Here is an 18,623-nt window from a genome sequence, read left to right on the forward strand (position 1 = left end):
TGCAAGCATGGATGACTGACAAAGAAGTTATACATGCAGATGAATCAAATGAAGAAACTAAGATTCCTGAGATAGAAGAAATGATTGCAGATTATTTAGAACGTAAACCGAAACTCATTTTTACGATGGGGAAAGGTGGGGTTGGAAAAACAACTGTGGCTTCTTATATTGCATTACGATTAGCAGAAGAGGATACTCATGTACATTTAACTACAACAGATCCCGCCGCACACCTCGATTGGACATTCGGAGATGACAACGTTAATAATTTAACGATCAGTCGTATTGATCCAAAAGCAGAAGTGGCAAACTATGAAGCAGAAGTGCTTGCAAAGGCAAGTGAAACGATGAATGAGGAAGGTTTAGCATTTGTGAAAGAGGATTTGGCTTCTCCTTGTACAGAGGAAATAGCTGTATTCAAAGCATTTGCTAACGTTGTAGAAAATCATCAAGATGAAGTCATTATTATTGATACCGCACCAACAGGGCATACGTTGCTTTTACTAGACGCAACAGAAGCTTATCATCGGGAAATAAGCCGTTCACAAGGGGATATTCCTCCAGCTGTTTCTAACCTGTTACCAAGGTTGCGTGATGCCTCTTATACGAGTGTTGCCATTGTAACTCTTCCTGAAGCAACACCTGTTTATGAAGCTTCGCGCTTACAAGAAGATTTACACCGTGCTGGATTATCTGTTGATTGGTGGGTTGTTAATCAAACGTTTTCATCTATCTATACAACAAGTCCAACATTAATTCAAAAACAACAAGCTGAAACGAAATGGCTAAAAGAAGTTAGATCCATCAGCAATAATCAATTTGTGGCCATTCCATGGGTAAAAACGCCACCGGTTGGAACACAAGGCTTACATGAATTAAAAGGAGAGAAAATCAAATGAAAATGAGTCTAGAAGGTAAAAATTATTTAGAACAGGTATTAGCTGATTCAGAGGTTAAAACGCTTCGTTTCTTTGGTATTGCAGGCTGCTGTGGGGTTAATTTAGGTGTAGGCTTAGAAGCACCAGCAGAAGAAGATGCAATTCAAACAATTGAAGGTATCGAAGTCGCAATTCATCCTGATATTGCACCGCAATTAACAGATGTTACGATCCATGCAGAAGAAGAGAATGGTGAGCTAGGTTTAGTATTAGTTGGATACTCACCGACATCTTGCTAACAAGTGATCCTAAATATACTGTCTGTCGTAGCAATTATTCAATCCGTTGAATGGAGGATGCAATAATGACAGTAAACCATGCTAGCGAATTAACTAAAGATTATTTTATCGCTTATTTAAAGTTAATAATGAATAGTAGAGAATACACATTGATACAGGCTAAAGAGTTTGCTTTTGATTTCTTCTTTAAAGGAGATATGGATCGTTACGGCACTTCTACATGGTTGCAATTTGAAAAAGCTATAAAAGAAATTGATAAAATCATGTGTGAAATGGAAGTGTGTTCATAACTATCACAAAAGCTTAAATAAATTACGTCTAGCTTACTGCTAGACGTAAAAAATATATTTTATATAAGGGAATGCTTATATAAAGAAAAAAGAGGAGAAGTTTATATGAAAACACTAAAAGTAATCAATCAAAATCAATCTTGTTGTACTCCTGTTCAGGACATTGAAGTCCAAGAGACTGTTAATAATTCCAATAAGAATTTACCGATTGTCATAATTGGTGCAGGTCCTATCGGGTTAGCTACTGCTGCTCATTTAGTAGAGCAAAACCAGTCATTTATTTTACTTGAAGCTGGCAATGAAATAGCACACAATATTCGTACTTGGGGGCATGTCACATTATTTTCTCCATGGCGTTATAACATCAATAGAGCTGCTAAATCATTATTAGAGGGGTCTGATTGGGTAGAACCTAACTTAGAAACAATACCTACAGGGCATGAGTTAATTGATCTTTATTTAAAACCTTTGGCAGAGTTAACACAAATAAAACCTAGTATCCGATTGAACTCAAAAGTAGTAGGTATTTCAAGACAATTAAATGATAAAATGAAATCAAAAAATCGATTAAATCAGTTCTTTAATATATATGTTGAAAAAGAGGATGACATCGATATTATTGAGGCAAAAGCAGTTATCGATGCAACGGGTACATGGGGGAACCCAAACCCAGCAAATTCTACAGGTGTTTGGCTGAAAAATGAGAAAGTATTAGCAGATCACATTGAGTATGGTATTCCAGATATAAATACGAATCCTAAGAGATATGCAAATAAGAAGGTTGCTGTCATTGGTGGTGGTCATTCAGCGATCAATACCTTATTAGCTTTGGCTGAATTACAAAAAGATAATCCTTCAACAAAGCTTGTGTGGATTATGCGTAAAAGATCTGTAGAAGAAGCCTATGGCGGGGAGGAAAAAGATGCGTTGGCAGCACGTGGCGCACTCGGTATTCGCATCCATGAATTAGTAGATACAGGAAAGATTGAGGTAGTAACACCTTTCTATATTTCACAGGTGAAAAAAGAAGAGAATATCCATATTGTAGGTACTATTAATGGAGAACAAAAAGTACTTACAGGATTCGATGAACTTATTGTTAATGCAGGAAATCGACCTGATTTTACCATGAACAATGAACTGCGTTTATCTATTGATACAGCAACAGAAAGTGTGCAAGCATTAGCGCCACTAATTGATCCTAATGAGCATAGTTGTGGCACAGTCAGAGCGCATGGTGAAGAAATACTACGCCAACCTGAAAAGGACTTCTATATAGTCGGAGCTAAAAGTTATGGACGCGCACCAACATTTTTAATGGCAACCGGCTACGAACAGGTTCGTTCAATAACAGCTTATTTATCAGGAGATGAAGAAGCGTCGAAACGTGTTGAATTAGAATTACCAGAAACAGGCGTATGTAGTATTAATCTTGTCAATCAATCAAATACATGTTGCTAATTGGGGGGATATGTTTTGTTAAATCAGTTATTTATAGTGGGAGTATATATATTAATTATCTTAATGTTATCATATATTACACATGAATATCTGGAAAATAAGTTTAGTAAGCAATGTTATTTAATATGGTTGATTTGTGTTTTTTTAACTGGACCTATAGCATTCACCATATATATTATTTGGGATAAGAAAAACAACATACCTAATACAAATGTAAAATAGGTAAGTCTAATGTGGAGAATTCTATAAAGTTTAATTAATTGACTGTTAGTGAAAGCTAGCAGTCTTTTTAAAATACTAAGGGAAATGGGATGGACAAACTTATGGAACAGATTTGGGATGACAGACATCATTACTAATTGAAATATACTTTAGGTAGCGTTTTTACTTATGAAAAAAGCTTTACTGAAAAAACATTGTAATAAATAAGAGGAGTAAGGATATGATAGGTTATTTTCCAACGCCATATGAAGATGAACTATATTACAGTATAATAGCTCGTTATCACATTCATGTAGGTAACTTGAGTAGAAAACATACAAATAAAGAACTATTTGGAAAGAAGGTAAATATTAATTTAGAATTACCAATGGGACTCGCTCATTTAGTATCCCAAATCAATATATTCTCGAAAGAATTTACTAAAGAGTATTTTATTAACCAGCATACAGTGATACCGTTTGTAAAACCCTTTAAAAGTGAAGAATGGAATGAGAAAATTTATAAAAGTGATTTTAAAAATTTATATATTTTTTTATTTAGTTACAGTAAATACAATGTAAAAAACAAGAAATATTTATATTATTGTGCAGAATGCTTAAAGGAACAGCTTAAGTCAAATGGTGAAGGATTTTGGAACAGGATTCATCAAATTCCAGGGATTTTTGTTTGTACTAGGCATAAGACTCCGTTATTAGAGTATTCGTTAAAAATATCCGAGATGGGCTTTATAAATTATTTAATTCCAACAATTGAAGATATTAGAGAACCACTTAGGAGCTATAGTGAGGAACTAATGAAATATTTGATCGATCTAGCAGAGGACGTTGAATACATTATTAGAATGAATTACAAATCGTTTTCTGAAGAGTATTATATTAGCAAATATGTAGATTTATTAGGTAAGAAAGGGTTTGCATATCCCATTAAAAAGCGAAGAGAATACTTACAAAAGTTAATAATTGAATATTATCCAACAGATTTTCTAGAGTTATTAGATTCATTTTTCAAGATAAGTGACAAGTTTTCTTGGGTTCCTAGTTTAATAAATATTGAAGAAAATAGGTCGTTACATCCGATAAGACACTTATTATTAATGAGATTATTAAGTGGATCAGCCAAAAATTATTTTGAAAAGGAGAACTCATTTAAACCTTTTGGTGAAGGACCTTGGGTTTGTATGAACCCGTTTTGCAAGAATTATTTAAAAGAGAATATAAAAAATGTGAATGTTAGAGTAAATAATTCAGATAGGAAAATTCAAGGTATCATAAAGTGTAATTGCGGTTTTGAGTACATAATTAAGGAAGGGGAAAAATCTCCTTTTGATATAAGGGATTTCCATAGAAGAATAGTAAAGCGAGGCCGAGTATGGGAACTTAATTTTAATGAATTACTTAAACAAGATCTAACACTGAACAAAATAGCGGAATTAGCAAATATATCTAGGGATACAGTAATAAGGATTAAGAATAGGGGGCATCTTTCTTCAGTTCAATTAAAAAACAAAGAAGGATTAATGAACAAACAAAAATTAAAAACGGAGTACTACAAAGAGGAATTTCTAAAAATCCGAAAAGAAAATCCAGAATATTCACGCTCTGACTTAGGTAAAGCATATACTAAAATATACGGATGGCTTTTACAATATGATAAAGAATGGTTAATTCGCAATTCTCCTTACTTGAGGAGTACTGGTAATAGAGAAAAAATAGATTACTTAGAGAGAGATAAAGAATTACTAAGCAAAGCAAAATTAATAATAGATAGTTGGTCAGAACATGAAGGAAATTTAAAGAGATTGGTTAGGAAAAGTAGGACAGGGATAATAAATTTACTTGATGTCAAAGCAAGTTATAGTTTGTTCAGTGGAAAATACCCACTTACTACTAAGTATATCAATTCGAATATAGAGACGGTTGAGGATTTTCGGCATAGAAGAATAAAAATTGTTATGGATACCAAATATAAAGACGAGATTGTAACAAAAAATATGGTTATTGAAGCAGCTAATCTTAAAAACTATATTAGAATTAATATAGAGAAACGAGAAAAATTACTAAAATATATAGAGGATTTAGTAACTATCCATAATAACAAATTCTTATAGAATAAAGCTGTGAAGAAACATATTTAAACTATAATGTAAGTACATAATTTTCGTATTGGTATACAACTTTTTTGTAACAGTTTATTGCAAAATAAGTTAATTTGATGAAAATAAGTATACGACTTTATTGTCATTTTAAAGATAAGAAAGACACAAGAATGCGGGTTTGAACATTTGTTAGTATACAACTTTATTGAAACTCTTCAATTCAGCTTATGACATTCAAAGGCTGTATAAGCTGAAATAAATAATAACGAAATTAAAACTCGATCCATTAACCATGGGTCGAGTTTTTTTACAATTATCGTAAATGAAATTTTAAAGAGTTTTGTAAATATTTTCGAAAAATATTGTAGTCAGTTTCATGAATATAATTGTTAATTACTTTATATTTGGTTTGTTCTAACAGACAAGATATTATGACAGCTAAAGGAAACCAGCTCATACCGTAAAAATCATCGCTGTATCAAAGATTTTTTTAAAAAATTCGTAAGTATAGAAGCAAGGGGACCCAGCTCTTTTTATAGCCTTTGACAGCCGTATAGTGGACTGTAATTCCATAGATATCTTCAATAAAAATCCCCATTAGATTATACCTAACAGGGAAGATAGTAACTGATCACCTATGTGTAGTTACAGCTTTATTCTTTTGTTGTAGCGCTTCATTTTTTTCAGCGAAGCGGTCGTTGTGGGAAGAAACGCCCGCCATTTTTGCTTCTGTAGGGTCCATGTATAATTTGGCGCTATTTACAGCGAGGACCGCGTCATTAAATGCGCCTGCAATCAGTCTTATTTTCCCTTCGTTCGTTACAATATCGCCTGCGCCAAAGATGCCGGGGATACTAGTACACATTTTTGGTGTAACGGAAATGCCCCATTCTTCAGAAGCTAAGCCCCAATCCATAATGGCGCCACCAAAGTTTCGGTCAAACCCGTGATTGACAAGTACTTCGTCTACTTCAATATTTGTTGTATCATCTGAATGAACATGCTGTAATGTGACATGCTCGATTTTATTACCATTACCATGTAAACGAGAAACCGTATAGGGAACAAAGGTAGTGACGATAGACTTCATGCGCGTTACAGAAGATTCAAAGGCACTAAAGTCATCACGTCTATGCACGACATACACTTCTTTGGCGATAGGAGCCATTTCAATAGCCCAATCTACAGCTGAGTCGCCTCCACCAGAGATGAGTACACGTTTATCTTTAAATCTATTTATGTTCGTTACTGTATAATGAAGGTTGTTTAGTTCATAGCGGTCAGCGCCTTCTACCGTTAATTTCTGAATGCGTGTAATGCCTCGTCCTGTAGCTAGAATAATCGTTTTTGTATAATGTTTCTCTCCTGTTTTTGCTGTTAAGACAAAAATGCCATCATCGCGTTTTTCCATGCCAACAATTTCTTGACCAAAGACGATTGTTGGATTAAATGTCGTCGCTTGCTTGATTAAGGAATGAATAATTTCTTCACATCGAACAGGCTCAATACCCCCGACGTCCCAAACTAATTTCTCGGGATAGGTACGCATAAATCCACCTAGTTCATGCTTTACTTCGATAATTTTTGTTTTCATTTCACGCATACCACTGTAAAAGGCAGCATACATGCCTGCTGGGCCTCCACCGATAATAATTACATCATAAATTTCTTGTTGCATTTAACGCACCAACCTTTCAACTAAATAATCAAGGAATAGTGGAGAGCCAACTAAACCTTCACCTACAACGTAATCAGCTGTTTTTAATGGGTAAACATTGCCTGCCTTCACGGCATCCATTCCTTGCCACATTGGGCTATTCTCTAAATCCTTCATGGATTGTTCACTACTATAATTTTGCATTTGCCGTTGTTCAACAAAAATATGGTCTGCGTCAATCTCAGGTAAAACTTCTAAGGAAATAGGCGTGAACCAATCATGATGATCCTTCAGCTTAGTTGGAATACTTAATCCAAGTTGTGTATATAACATGTCACTACCAGGACTACCCTTTTCAGTGCCTAACACACGATATTGATTTTGTTCTACACGCAATACAAGAATTTTTTCGTCACCTATAGCCTGATGTAGTTTCTCTTTCGTGTCTTTTATTTTTTCTCTAAACTTCTGTAGAGCCCGTTCTGATTCTTTTTCTTTATTGAATAGTTCACCAAGCACAGGAACATATTCATCTATTGCAACACCTGCTTCAACAGCTACCGTTGGGGCAATTTTACTTAATGCATCATATTTTTTAGCATCAATAGCTGCGCCTTGAGCAATAATGACATCTGGTGCTGCTTGAAGAATAACTTCTAAATTGTCTTCATATTGCACAGTTGGAATAATTTTAACATGGTTGTCATCGAATAATTTAAAGCGATATTCAGGTTCAATTTCTTCAACAACTGTCACCATTTGAGGCGTTACACCGATTTCAATTAGGTTTTCAGCATAGTTAGAACTAAGAACTAGTATATTTTTAGGCTCGGTAGGGATAGTGACATCACCGTAGGCATCTTTTACAACACGTGTTGTTGGATCGCTTTTTTCTTTTGGATCCTTTGCTTCATTTCCTCTTTCTTTGTTAGTACTTGAGCAAGCAACTAAAGCTAAAGCAACTAGTATAAGAAGTATATAGGGCGTCATTTTTTTCATGGATTATTGCTCCTTTTTATTTGATAATGATTATCACTATCAAATAATAACAGGTAATGTTAAACCCTACTATGGCGTAAAGTGCCTTAAAAATTGGATTATTGTGTTCTAGAGCAAACACTCCCTAAAATCGCTTGTTCAATCTGTTGCATAATCTCCCTTTTGCCAAATACACTACAATTGTTAATCCATAAACCAGTATCCACATAAAAAACACGGTTATTTTTCACCGCATCTAAATTTGCCCACTGCTCACTATTTTGTAAAGTAGCTAGGCTTAAGTCGGCGGTATAATAGTTCATTATGCGTTTTTCAATAAATAAATATGTAGGATTGGCAGCCACTAATTGTTGTAAGGAACATATGTTGAAACTGTTTGCATTTGCACGCAATCCTTCAGGTATTTGCAAGCCCAGCTCCTGATATAAAAGAATAGCCGAGTCACTAGAAGATTCACCGAGATAGCGGTAACCTAGCTCCTCCACACGTAAGTATAGGATAGTAGCATCTTTTACTATATGATGTTGTATTTTATTTTTTAGAACCTCTACATATGTTGTAAGTTCGCGAATGATTTGTGCAGCTTCCTTCTCTTTGTGGAACAATTTACCAAAATAGCGGATGAGTGAATGTAAATCATAGGTTAGTCCAGTGATAACAGGGGCGATAGTTTGGAACTGCTGTTTTGTCTCCTCTGTTAAGTCGACACCGATAATTAAATCGGGTTGTTGTTGTACAATTATGTCCTGTTGAATCACATATTGAGGCATTTCTAAAATGGTTGTACCGACTTCCTGAAAAAGAAGTTGTTGATACTTTGGAGTTAGGGCGTTAGTCACAGTAACACAATTAGGTACAACACCTAATGCTATCGCAATTTCTGCATGTGCAGGTGAGAGAAAGCAAACACGATATTCACTAATGGTCTTTTTGTATTGCTTAGGTGGGCGACCAACAATACGTTTAAACTGTCGGCTAAAGTTTTGCACATCATCAAAGCCCACTTTTTTTGCGATATTTTGTGATAAATCATCTGTTGTTAATAGCATTTCCTGTGCGCGGAAAATACGATAACTAATTAAATAAGCTATCGGTGTCTTATCATATAACTCAATGAATTTTCTTGAATAATACCATGGACTATATCCAGCGATAGCTGCCAATTCATCTCTTGTCATCATTTGATTATACTTCTTTTGCATATAAATAACGGTATGTTTCATTCTTTGTTCCAGCGTGTATTCATCTATTGGTCTCTCTTGTTGTAATTCTTTCAACAAGCTGTATAAAATAAATTGTTTAATAGTGACATGGAGATGATCTATATTTATAGCGAGCGATATACGAATATCTGCGATGACCGTTTCAGGCACTCGGTGAATATAGTAACCATTTGTTGTATCGATAGACCAATTACAGGTTGATTTGACTTCTGTATCATATAGCTCAAAGCTAATTAAATAGCCCGAAAAATCAAGTCGATTTGTATGTGTAAGTTGGATAACGGCATCATTTTCAAGGGCGATTAAATGCCCAAATACAATATGCTCATTGTGACCATTAATAGATAGAGTGGTTTGGCCATCCGTAATCAATAAGAGAGCCGCACGATCAAGATGTATCGTCGAATTTTGAAATAATGATTGGGCTAAATCTTTTATTTCTGTGCAATGTGCCAGCCAATTAGGATTAGAATCAAGCATTTATGTACTCCTTTAGTTTGTTGTGATAAAAGTATACTACGGAATGTCACAATAAACGTCATAAAATGGTAAGAGCAAAATGAATACCATAAAAATTATGATGAAAACACCTCTGTGTTAAGGAGGTGTTTAGAAGGTGAGTTTACATATCAGGATCTCTCTCTGAAAATGCATGAAGCATTTTTTTAATATCTTCAACTAAAGGCTGAGGTGCTTTTTGCACAGAGCCTGTATCAAAAGGGGGCTGTGGATCATATTCCAGTATTAACTGAACGCCCATACTAAGGTCGTCACCAAATTCCCATGCAACTAATTGTAGAGCCATATCAATACCAGAAGAGACGCCAGCTGCTGTGACCATTTTATTTTGGCGCACAACTCTTTCATCTGTTGGAATAGTTCCAAGGGATTGTAGGATATCAAAGGAACCCCAGTGACTAGTTGCCTTCATTCCTTTTAATAGACCTGCTGCACTTAAAATAAGAGAGCCATTGCACACAGATGTTGTCCATTTGGTTGTTTGGTGTATGTTACGAATCCAATTGAGCGTTGTTTCATCATTCATTGGATTTTTGAAGTTAGGTGGACTACAGCCAGGAACAATAAGAATATCGGCAGAAGTTATGTCAGAAAAGCTATAGTCTGCATGTAAAAAGCCCATTTTTGAATCTAGTTTAATCATTCCTTTATCTTTAGCAACAAATTTCACCTGACATTGTTGTGTAGCTGCAAATACCTCGTATGGACCAATTGCGTCCAAAGCTGTAATCCCATCGTAAAGTAAAATTGCTATTTCCAAAACTATCTCTCCTTTAAAACATATTAGGACCGAACCGTCCGGTCCGCAAGATAATCTTAAACGCAAATGCATTTTTTTTCAACAATATAATTATTACATTTGAGTGAAAACCAAGAGGTCTTGTATTTTAAACCTCTTGGTTCTTTGGTGCGTACTGCTGTAAAAGGTATGTGATCTGTTCAATACTATGATTCATATGATCGTTATTTAAAGCTAAACGACTAGACATGACAGCACCCTCTAAAGTAGAGAATAAAAAAGAAGCTAGGGAATAAGCATTTACATGCTGGCTAAATTCTTTGGCGTGTATTCCTTCTTCAATGATTGATTGTAAAAAAAGTAGGGTTTCTTTATGTGAATTAGCAGCTAACTCATGTAGCTCTGGGAATCCATCATCACTTTCAATGGCTGTATTCAGTAGCGGACATCCACCATCAACTGGTGGGGTATGAACAGCATCTTGATAAACTTCAAACATAGCAATTATTTTATCAGTCGCCGTTATTTTAGACTTTATTGCTTCAAAATAATGATCCCAAATAATCTTCATAGAATGGGTGAAGGAAGCAATGGCGATGTCATTTTTATTTTCAAAGCGTCTATAAATGGCACCCTTAGGTAATGCCGTGACAGTCATAATATCTTGAATAGAAGTTTGGTTGTAACCTTTTTTATTAAATAAACTTAGAGAAGTTTGGATAATAAGATCACGTATTTGATCTTCTTTATTCATTGAATTTCCTCCATTTTTTACAATGATAGCTTACATTTAAAGGTTTATTTTTTATAAATTTAGTCCAAATCTTTTTAGTTCAATAAAAATCCCTTCCAATCTCTTTCCTTTTTCTGTTAGCGTATATTCCACGCGAGGGGGAACCTCAGGGAATACCTTTCTTTCTAAAATTCCTTGATCCTCCAACACTTTAAGGCGGAGGGAAAGTGTTTTCGGGCTAATTCCATCCATTGATTTCAATAGGTCACTAAAGCGCATCGTTCCTTCTATAAGCAGATCACGAATTATCAAAAATGTCCATTTTGTTCCAATTATATCCAGCGTTTTAGCGATGGGACAAGTCTCACCTGAAGTTCCTTTGGTCAACACGACTGGCTCGATCACACTCATCAGAAACAGCCTCCTAAAATTTTTTTGTCTAATTCACCTTATATTATCACAATAGTATACTTCCAGAAACTTTATGAAATAAATATCACTACTTCCATAAATGAAGTAACTATATATATAATATCGTTGGCTTTGTTAATCCATTACTAGATTGAGGAGGTAATGAAATTTAGTGAGATTTCAACAAAATATCAACTATCCTTAAGCATAGCTCTTATAATAAGTACTTTTACTATCAGTACCCATTATGAATTAAAGCGTGATATACAAATGCCAGATAAATTGTATTTTTAATTTACTATTTGGAAATATAGGAGGTAAAAACATGTTAAAAGATAAAAAGGTTGTCATTATTGGTGGGAGCTCTGGGATTGGCTTGGAATCAGCGAAACAACTATTAGCCCAAGGTGCTGAAGTAATCATTGCAAGTCGATCTGAAGATAAATTACGGAAAGCAAAAGAGCAATTGGGGGTGAAGGCTATAGCTTACACACTAGATACAACACAAGAACAGCAAGTTGTGACTTTCTTTGAAAAAGTCGGTCCGTTCGATCATCTTGTAGTAAGCGCAGCAGAAACATCAGGGGGCTCATTCCTTCAAACATGTACAGCTCAGGCTCGACAGTTATTTGAAAATAAATTTTGGGGACAATATTATGCAGCAAAATACGGCGCGTTGAAAATTTTACCAAACGGTTCCATTACTTTATTTTCTGGGGTTGTGGCCTATAAGTCTATGGTTGGTTCAGCAACTCTAGGTGCAGTCAATGCAGCTGTTTCTAATCTAGGCCAAACTTTGGCATTAGAACTTGCTCCAATCCGAGTGAATATTGTTTCACCTGGTATCATTGATACACCTTCTCGTAATAAAATGCCAGAAGAAATACGGAATAATTTTTATGCTTCTATTGGAAATAAACTTCCAGTTAAACGTATAGGGAGGGTCGAAGATGTTGCACAAAGCGTATTATACTTGCTACAAAATAGTTTTGTGACCGGAACCATTCTTCATGTAGAAGGAGGACACATACTAGCATAATTAGTAACTAAAAGAAAAATGGAGTTAAACATTCATTTTTCGATAGATAAGAATAATCCATACGGATTTAAGGAATATTCAGATACTAATAATCATATTAAAAGTGGAAAGCTTCAATTTCATAAACAAAAGTCTGTGAGATTAAACAAGTGTAGCCAGTGATCTTAAGCCTCATTTAAAAGCCAAATTTAATTATGTAGAATAAGGATTGCTTCATGATTAAAGAAGTGATAAGCAGGTTTTTTTCTATTTTAAACAATATATTGAAATATTTATATGAAATTTTTGGTATAATTACATATAAATATATTAAGGAGTGTGCTCTATGAAAAAACTACTTATCATTACAAGTTATTTAGGCTTTTTTATATTAGGAGGTTTAACCTTTACCTACCTTTCAACAACAGAGGCAGCAAGCAGTTTGAAAAAGATCAATGTTTCTCAAGATACGATTCATTACTATGTAGATAAGGTTGAGAAAAAGCCAAAAGAGGGTCAATCTGGCTTTATTTATGAAGGAACTACTTATGTGCCGATGCGTTTTATTGCTGAGTCCTTAGGGAAAAAGGTGACATGGGATGGTAAATCAAAATCCGTTTATATTGGTGAGGCTCCAACCTTCATCTCTTTAAAAGATGTAAAGCCTATTGGGAGTGATGAAGATCATTTCTTCCATAACCCAAGCTCTATCGTTATTAGTACTGGAGAAAAGTTTGAACAATCCTATCAACTAGGTGGCTATCACGGCGGTGGGGCTGTACAAGATCATACAGTTGAATACATGGCTAATGGAAATTATAAATCATTTGAAACATACCTAGCGCCTGTTAAAAAGCTAGCGGCAGGTTCTTTCGGCATAGGCTATATGAAAATTTACGCAGATAATAAATTGATTTATGATAGCGGATCGATAAAAGATAAGATAAAGGTTAATGTAAATTTAGAAGGTGCTTCAAAAGTGAAGTTTGAAATTGAAGGCAGTGGTTTGGGTATAGTGGATCCTAAATTTACTCGATAAGCTTAACATTAAAAGGCGATGACAAGAACGAGTGTCATCGTCTTATTTAATGGGATGAAATAACTATTCAGACATAATTAAAGTCAATACATTTTTGTAAATTTTTTCACATTTACGTATAAAATAGTTGGTTTATTTATGGTATAATTTCAAACGTTGTAGGTAAGGAAGTAGAAAAAGGGAGAGAAAATCTTATGATGAAAAAGATAATGAAACGTACAAGCGCTATTTTACTTGGGGCTTCATTGATGCTGACAACGGTTGTACCTGTGATCCATGCGGAGGAGCAGTCACTACCTTTAACACCATCAATTAGCGAGTGGGCAATAGAAACATTAAATGAGGGAGAAAAATACGGAATCTTTCCAATGGAATGGTATTTCGATGGTTTCCTTCAAGAAATTTCGGTAGATAAAGTAAATGAATTATTAGCTTTAACAGAAAAGAAAATTGCTTCTCTAGGTTTAGATGAAAACAAACAATTTAAACCAGTGAGTGTGAAGAATGATAACACACGAGGGGATATTGTAAAACGTTTATATAATATTGTAGCGCGTTATGATTTACCGGTTGGTAAAGATCCTATTCAATTTATGAAAGAGCATCATATATTACAAGGCTCAGCAAACGGATTACAGTTGGAGAGCAAGGCAACGACTCAACAGGCTGTAATATTGGCTGTGCGTTTCATTCAGAGTACATATGCGCTAGCAGAGCAAGGATCGAACGGAGTAGCTTGGGTTGTTCAGGATGAGGATACACTTGTATACTTACTAGGTTCCATTCATCTAGGAACACCCGATTTATATCCATTCAATAACAAACTAGTAAAGGCATTCAATGAATCGGATGCACTATTAGTAGAGGCGAATATCCTGGATGCGGAAGCACTCGAATACTATGCAGAAAAAGCAATGTATACAGATGGCAAAACATTAAAAGATAATGTTGCACCAGAAACATATGCAAAGTTAGAACAAGTCGCAAAGCTTTACAATCTTCCAATGGAGGAACTAACAGTACAAAAGCCATGGATGCTTTCTAGTGCATTATCAATGCTGGCAATGGACGATTCCTTTGGAATGACGCCACAAGAAATGACAATGCACGGGATTGATATATACTTTTTATTGAACGCACAGTTGCAGCAAAAGCCAGTGATTGAATTAGAAGGTACAAGAGCGCAGGTAGATATGTTTGATGCATTGTCACCAGAGGCACAGGAGCAGTCATTAGTCGCTGTGCTGGATAATATCATCAATCCATCTGAAGAAAATCAATCCGAAATTCTTCAAGAATGGTTTACAAGCTGGCAGCAAGGGAATGTGGAAGAATTCGCAAAAAGCTTCCAAGCAATGGAGGGAACATCATCTGAGTTCAATGAAATGCTTTTCGGCTTACGTGACGAGCAAATGGCCAAGAAAATCATGAATGTTCTTGAAGAGAAAAAAGGGAAGTACTTTGTTGTAGTGGGATCAGGACATTTCCTAGTAGATAAAAACATTCGCTATCATTTGGAGCAAAACGGATACGATGTAAAGCCGTTTTATCAATAAAAATATAAAGGCAACCCAAAGCTATGAAATTAGCTAGGGTTGTCATTTTTAGTTGCACCGACAATCATCGCTAGCTATCATTATCTTAAGATATACTTTTTTTGTAAAATAACTACCGTAATCAGCGGAAATATGAAGGAACAGAAATTTCTAGACCCAATGATGTCGCTGCTTATTGCGGTCTACAAGCTAAAAACAGATGGTTTGATGTCCTATAATGGACCTCTCTAATGCCATCTGTTTTCATTTTGAGGTTTTTAATTGAATTACATAACAAGGAAGTTCTAAAAAAGATGAACCATTTCTAGTAGTCATTTGTTTATAAAGTAGAACAGTCAGAAAGGAGTGACTCAGATTGACAGAACGAGAATTATTTGATTCATACAATAAGGATGTATACCGTACCTGTTACTACATGCTAAGAAATGCACAAGATGCGGAAGATCTCTGCCATGATGTATTTGTCACCGTGTTCCGTCAGGATTGGAAAAGCATTGAGCATATACGTGCTTGGATTATGCGCATTGCGATGAACCAATGCTTAAACTTGTTAAAAAGAAAGCAAGCTCAATTGAAAAAACAAGGTCAGGTTCAACTTCTACATGAGCAGAATACGGCATTGGTTAAGTCTGTAGACACAATTGTAATGGAGAAGGTAGCTGTGGAGGAATGGGAGGAATTGCTCAAGCAGTTGCCAGAAAAGCTTATGGCCGTTGTTACTCTTCGTTTTATCGGTGAATTGTCGTTAGTAGAAATCGCAGAAACGTTAAAAATTCCTGTAGGTACAGTAAAGTCGAGGCTGCATAAAGCATTAAAAATAATACGCAAAAAATTGGAACAAAATCAAAATCTATGGTTGAAGGGAGAGAATCAATTTGGAACGCACTGAACAGAAGCTGAAAAAAGGTATGAAGGCAGATCATAATATGGTGTATCCTGATTTCGAACAAATGTGGAGCTCTATTGAACAAGATGAGTTAAAAATTACCGAAGGTGAAACGATTGAAAAACGGCCCCGCAGAAGAAAGAAATTCGCTTTGGTGGCTGGACTAGCTGTCGCGCTAATGGCCACGCCAGTTTATGCAGCCCTGAATTATGATTGGTCAAACATTCTTTCATATAGAGCTGGTATTCAATCGGCATTAGCGCAAGGTTTAGGCCAGACGATTGAGCAATCCATTACGAAGGACGGATTTACGTTAACGGTACACACAGCGTTTATTGATGATAATAGAACTTTCCTTCTATATAGTTTGAAGCCTGATGCCACTTGGGATGGAAATAATATTAGATTTGATCAAATTGGATTTGAAAACTTTGAGGGTGATTTGATTAAAGGGAATTATGTACATCAATGGAATGAAGATCTTGGTCTATTCCAAGGATATTTCGAGACAGACTGGGTTGCAGAGGATCAACTATCAGATATTAATTTTTCAATAAAGAATATTTATGCGATAGGTGATGAGGAGCAATCTATTAGTTATAATCCTAATGATTTTAATACGCAGCATTTCGCCATTCAAAAGGATGGAATTGATAATGTCACATTACAAATATTTGAGCAACCAGAGGGAAAAGTAATGCTTCACTCGGCTGTTACGTTTACAGATTCAAACATGAAGGATAAATGGGTGCGTATCAAAGCAGTCAATGATAAGAACCAGCCTATTCAAGACGTGGGGACACCAGTCTTTGGAACACCAGGAGCTACAGGTGAATACTTTAGTCAGCAAATTTTCTCCTCAGAAAGTTTACGGGCGAAAGGGACACAGTTCAATCTAATATACGAACATACATTAAGTATTACAGAAAATACTTGGAGTATTGATATGAATTTGTCCAAGGAAAAATTAAAAAAAGGATCTTTTAAAAAAGTTGTTAATATTCCATTAGAAAATGCACCTGATGGAACAGTTATTCATGAAATGAAAGTTACACCAACACAAGTACGTTTAATACTGAAACATAAAGAGAAGTATGCACATATTCCTTACAAAGATTATCAGCTAAATATTGGGGGAGTACCTTTAGATGGAGGTAGGTGGGATGAAGAAAACGATCCTTATAAAACAGAGCTCCGTTTTGAACTGACAGGGGTAGATGTTTCCTCGTTGGTGGATAAAACAATGACATTGGTTGCTAAACATCGTGTTGATATAGTTGATGGTGATCTACAACCGATACGCTTAACTGATATAACAGAGAAACCTCAAAGTAAAACGTCGATGGTTGGAGAATATCCAATTACATGGACATACTACATGAAGGACAATAATCTTTATATTGAATCCTTTAGCTCGGATCCTACATTTGGCGGTGTCACTCAGACCTATTATCTTGATCATAAAGATCGAAACTATGGTATGCCAATATTTGCAGGTATACTTGGTGATAATAATAATAAGCGAATGGATGAATATAAAAATTTTAAGGAGAAAGAGCTTGATATTTATATTTATAATTATACAACGCAACAACCTGATGAAGAACTCCGTATACCTTTAATAATAGGAGAATAAGGATGCAAATTAACCCATCTATTTGGACAATCAAAACTCAAATAGATGGGGTTTTTTACTCATTATGTCCATAATTGCTTTACTTACAATAATATTTAATATATAATTAAGTTAACTTAACTAAATTATTAAATAGGAGAATCATTGTATGCCCTCTATCGAAAAACAAAAGTCCATTGCCTATAAATTGGGTATCGGGATTATTATTTTTTCACTTTCGTTGTGGTTAATTCCAATTATTACACCATTCACACCTATTCCTACGAAAGTAAAAGCAGGTATTATTCCAGGTAGCATCATTGTAGCTGAAATCTTATTTTGGTTGGGCGCTTTACTTGTCGGGAAAGAAGTAGCTAACAAATTTAAAAGCTATCTTAATCCTAAAAAATGGCGTGAAAAAGGTGATACTCAAAAAAATGAAGACTAACAATGTAGCAGAGCAAATTAATCATACAATTGAAGATATTTGGATTGTTCTTGAGAAAATGGAAAGAGACTATACTAAGTTCAATTTAAATAATCAGCAAGCGGTCCTTTTAGCATTAGTGATTCGTCATCCTTCCATTTCACCATCAGAAATAGCCGAGAAAATGACGATTACCAAAAGTGCCGTGAGCCAGCAGATAGCAAAGCTTGAAAAGGATGGCTATATTATAAAAAGGCAGCACACCGATGATAAGCGTGGCTATTCGATTGAATTAGGTGAGAAAGGTTTGTTGTATAAGCAGGAAGGTGAAGCGTTTAATCAAGAAATCACTAAAAAATATCAAGCACATCTATCGGATGAGGAATTGGTGAATGTGTTAGAGGTACTAGAAAAATTAAAAAATGTACTTTTATAAAATTTTCTAAATAATTTGACATTTATTTCATTTTGTCTTATAGTATCCCTTAACATAAAAGGGGGAATACATATGACAATCAACTTTGTCCAATCGTACACAACAAAACATCATCATAGT

18 protein-coding genes are annotated in these 18,623 nt (G+C 35.1%); 12 read left to right on the forward strand and 6 right to left on the reverse strand.

All coding sequences use genetic code 11. The annotated features are described in order from the left end of the window. The 5 genes from PI85_RS01945 to PI85_RS01970 form a co-directional block, all read left to right on the forward strand. The coding region (locus PI85_RS01945; protein WP_039390980.1) for an ArsA-related P-loop ATPase at positions 1-899 on the forward strand (899 nt) is incomplete at its 5' end. Then, positions 896-1,177 carry a HesB-like domain-containing protein gene (locus tag PI85_RS01950; protein ID WP_009370515.1) on the forward strand — a complete coding sequence of 94 codons (282 nt, stop codon included), beginning with the start codon at positions 896-898 and terminating at the stop codon, positions 1,175-1,177. The genes PI85_RS01945 and PI85_RS01950, both read left to right, overlap by 4 nt. Positions 1,178-1,242: 65 nt before the next feature. Further along, positions 1,243-1,467 (forward strand): hypothetical protein, encoded by a 225-nt coding sequence (locus tag PI85_RS01955; protein ID WP_009370514.1) that lies wholly within the window; start codon positions 1,243-1,245, stop codon positions 1,465-1,467. Between the two features lie 105 nt (positions 1,468-1,572). Beyond that, on the forward strand, positions 1,573-2,928 hold the full coding sequence (locus tag PI85_RS01960; RefSeq protein WP_009370513.1) for an FAD-dependent oxidoreductase: 1,356 nt from the start codon (positions 1,573-1,575) through the stop codon (positions 2,926-2,928). Between the two features lie 442 nt (positions 2,929-3,370). Continuing rightward, positions 3,371-5,257: a TnsD family Tn7-like transposition protein gene (locus tag PI85_RS01970; protein WP_009370511.1), complete on the forward strand. Its 1,887-nt coding sequence runs from the start codon at positions 3,371-3,373 to the stop codon at positions 5,255-5,257. A 619-nt stretch (positions 5,258-5,876) separates the two neighbouring features. Here the strand turns inward: PI85_RS01970 and PI85_RS01975 are convergent. The 6 genes from PI85_RS01975 to PI85_RS02000 all read right to left on the reverse strand — a co-directional run bounded on the left by PI85_RS01975 (position 5,877) and on the right by PI85_RS02000 (position 11,526). Next, a complete protein-coding gene (locus PI85_RS01975) occupies positions 5,877-6,923 on the reverse strand; it encodes an NAD(P)/FAD-dependent oxidoreductase (protein ID WP_008175519.1) in 1,047 nt (348 codons plus the stop codon). Next, positions 6,924-7,901: an ABC transporter substrate-binding protein gene (locus PI85_RS01980; protein WP_052323428.1), complete on the reverse strand. Its 978-nt coding sequence runs from the start codon at positions 7,899-7,901 to the stop codon at positions 6,924-6,926. Between the two features lie 98 nt (positions 7,902-7,999). Next, the gene (locus PI85_RS01985; RefSeq protein WP_052323430.1) at positions 8,000-9,604 is read right to left on the reverse strand and encodes a helix-turn-helix domain-containing protein; all 1,605 of its coding nucleotides are present in this window, start codon (positions 9,602-9,604) and stop codon (positions 8,000-8,002) included. Between the two features lie 142 nt (positions 9,605-9,746). After that, the gene (locus PI85_RS01990) at positions 9,747-10,403 is read right to left on the reverse strand and encodes a DJ-1/PfpI family protein (protein WP_036121517.1); all 657 of its coding nucleotides are present in this window, start codon (positions 10,401-10,403) and stop codon (positions 9,747-9,749) included. A gap of 127 nt (positions 10,404-10,530) precedes the next feature. Beyond that, positions 10,531-11,136 (reverse strand): TetR/AcrR family transcriptional regulator, encoded by a 606-nt coding sequence (locus tag PI85_RS01995; protein ID WP_036121515.1) that lies wholly within the window; start codon positions 11,134-11,136, stop codon positions 10,531-10,533. 51 nt (positions 11,137-11,187) lie between these two features. Then, positions 11,188-11,526 (reverse strand): helix-turn-helix domain-containing protein, encoded by a 339-nt coding sequence (locus PI85_RS02000; protein ID WP_036121513.1) that lies wholly within the window; start codon positions 11,524-11,526, stop codon positions 11,188-11,190. A 325-nt stretch (positions 11,527-11,851) separates the two neighbouring features. On the opposite strand from PI85_RS02000, the gene PI85_RS02005 reads away from it, so the two are divergent. The 7 genes from PI85_RS02005 to PI85_RS02035 all read left to right on the forward strand — a co-directional run bounded on the left by PI85_RS02005 (position 11,852) and on the right by PI85_RS02035 (position 18,503). After that, positions 11,852-12,565, forward strand: coding sequence for an SDR family oxidoreductase (locus PI85_RS02005; protein ID WP_036121510.1), 714 nt, complete (start codon positions 11,852-11,854; stop codon positions 12,563-12,565). A 325-nt stretch (positions 12,566-12,890) separates the two neighbouring features. Further along, a complete protein-coding gene (locus PI85_RS02010) occupies positions 12,891-13,583 on the forward strand; it encodes a stalk domain-containing protein (RefSeq protein ID WP_036121507.1) in 693 nt (230 codons plus the stop codon). Between the two features lie 194 nt (positions 13,584-13,777). Further along, on the forward strand, positions 13,778-15,139 hold the full coding sequence (locus PI85_RS02015; protein WP_082011534.1) for a TraB/GumN family protein: 1,362 nt from the start codon (positions 13,778-13,780) through the stop codon (positions 15,137-15,139). A 355-nt stretch (positions 15,140-15,494) separates the two neighbouring features. Next, positions 15,495-16,028: an RNA polymerase sigma factor gene (locus PI85_RS02020; RefSeq protein WP_036121504.1), complete on the forward strand. Its 534-nt coding sequence runs from the start codon at positions 15,495-15,497 to the stop codon at positions 16,026-16,028. Then, positions 16,015-17,661 carry a DUF4179 domain-containing protein gene (locus tag PI85_RS02025; RefSeq protein WP_036121501.1) on the forward strand — a complete coding sequence of 549 codons (1,647 nt, stop codon included), beginning with the start codon at positions 16,015-16,017 and terminating at the stop codon, positions 17,659-17,661. The genes PI85_RS02020 and PI85_RS02025 overlap by 14 nt, the downstream gene beginning before the upstream one ends. 148 nt (positions 17,662-17,809) lie before the next feature. Further along, complete coding sequence (locus PI85_RS02030; protein ID WP_031416684.1) at positions 17,810-18,088, forward strand: transporter suffix domain-containing protein; 279 nt, start codon at positions 17,810-17,812, stop codon at positions 18,086-18,088. After that, positions 18,078-18,503, forward strand: coding sequence for a MarR family winged helix-turn-helix transcriptional regulator (locus PI85_RS02035; RefSeq protein WP_036121496.1), 426 nt, complete (start codon positions 18,078-18,080; stop codon positions 18,501-18,503). The genes PI85_RS02030 and PI85_RS02035 overlap by 11 nt, the downstream gene beginning before the upstream one ends. Positions 18,504-18,623: the final 120 nt, after the last annotated feature.

It is taken from the genome of Lysinibacillus sp. A1 (assembly GCF_000801965.1).
Lineage (GTDB): Bacteria > Bacillota > Bacilli > Bacillales_A > Planococcaceae > Lysinibacillus > Lysinibacillus fusiformis.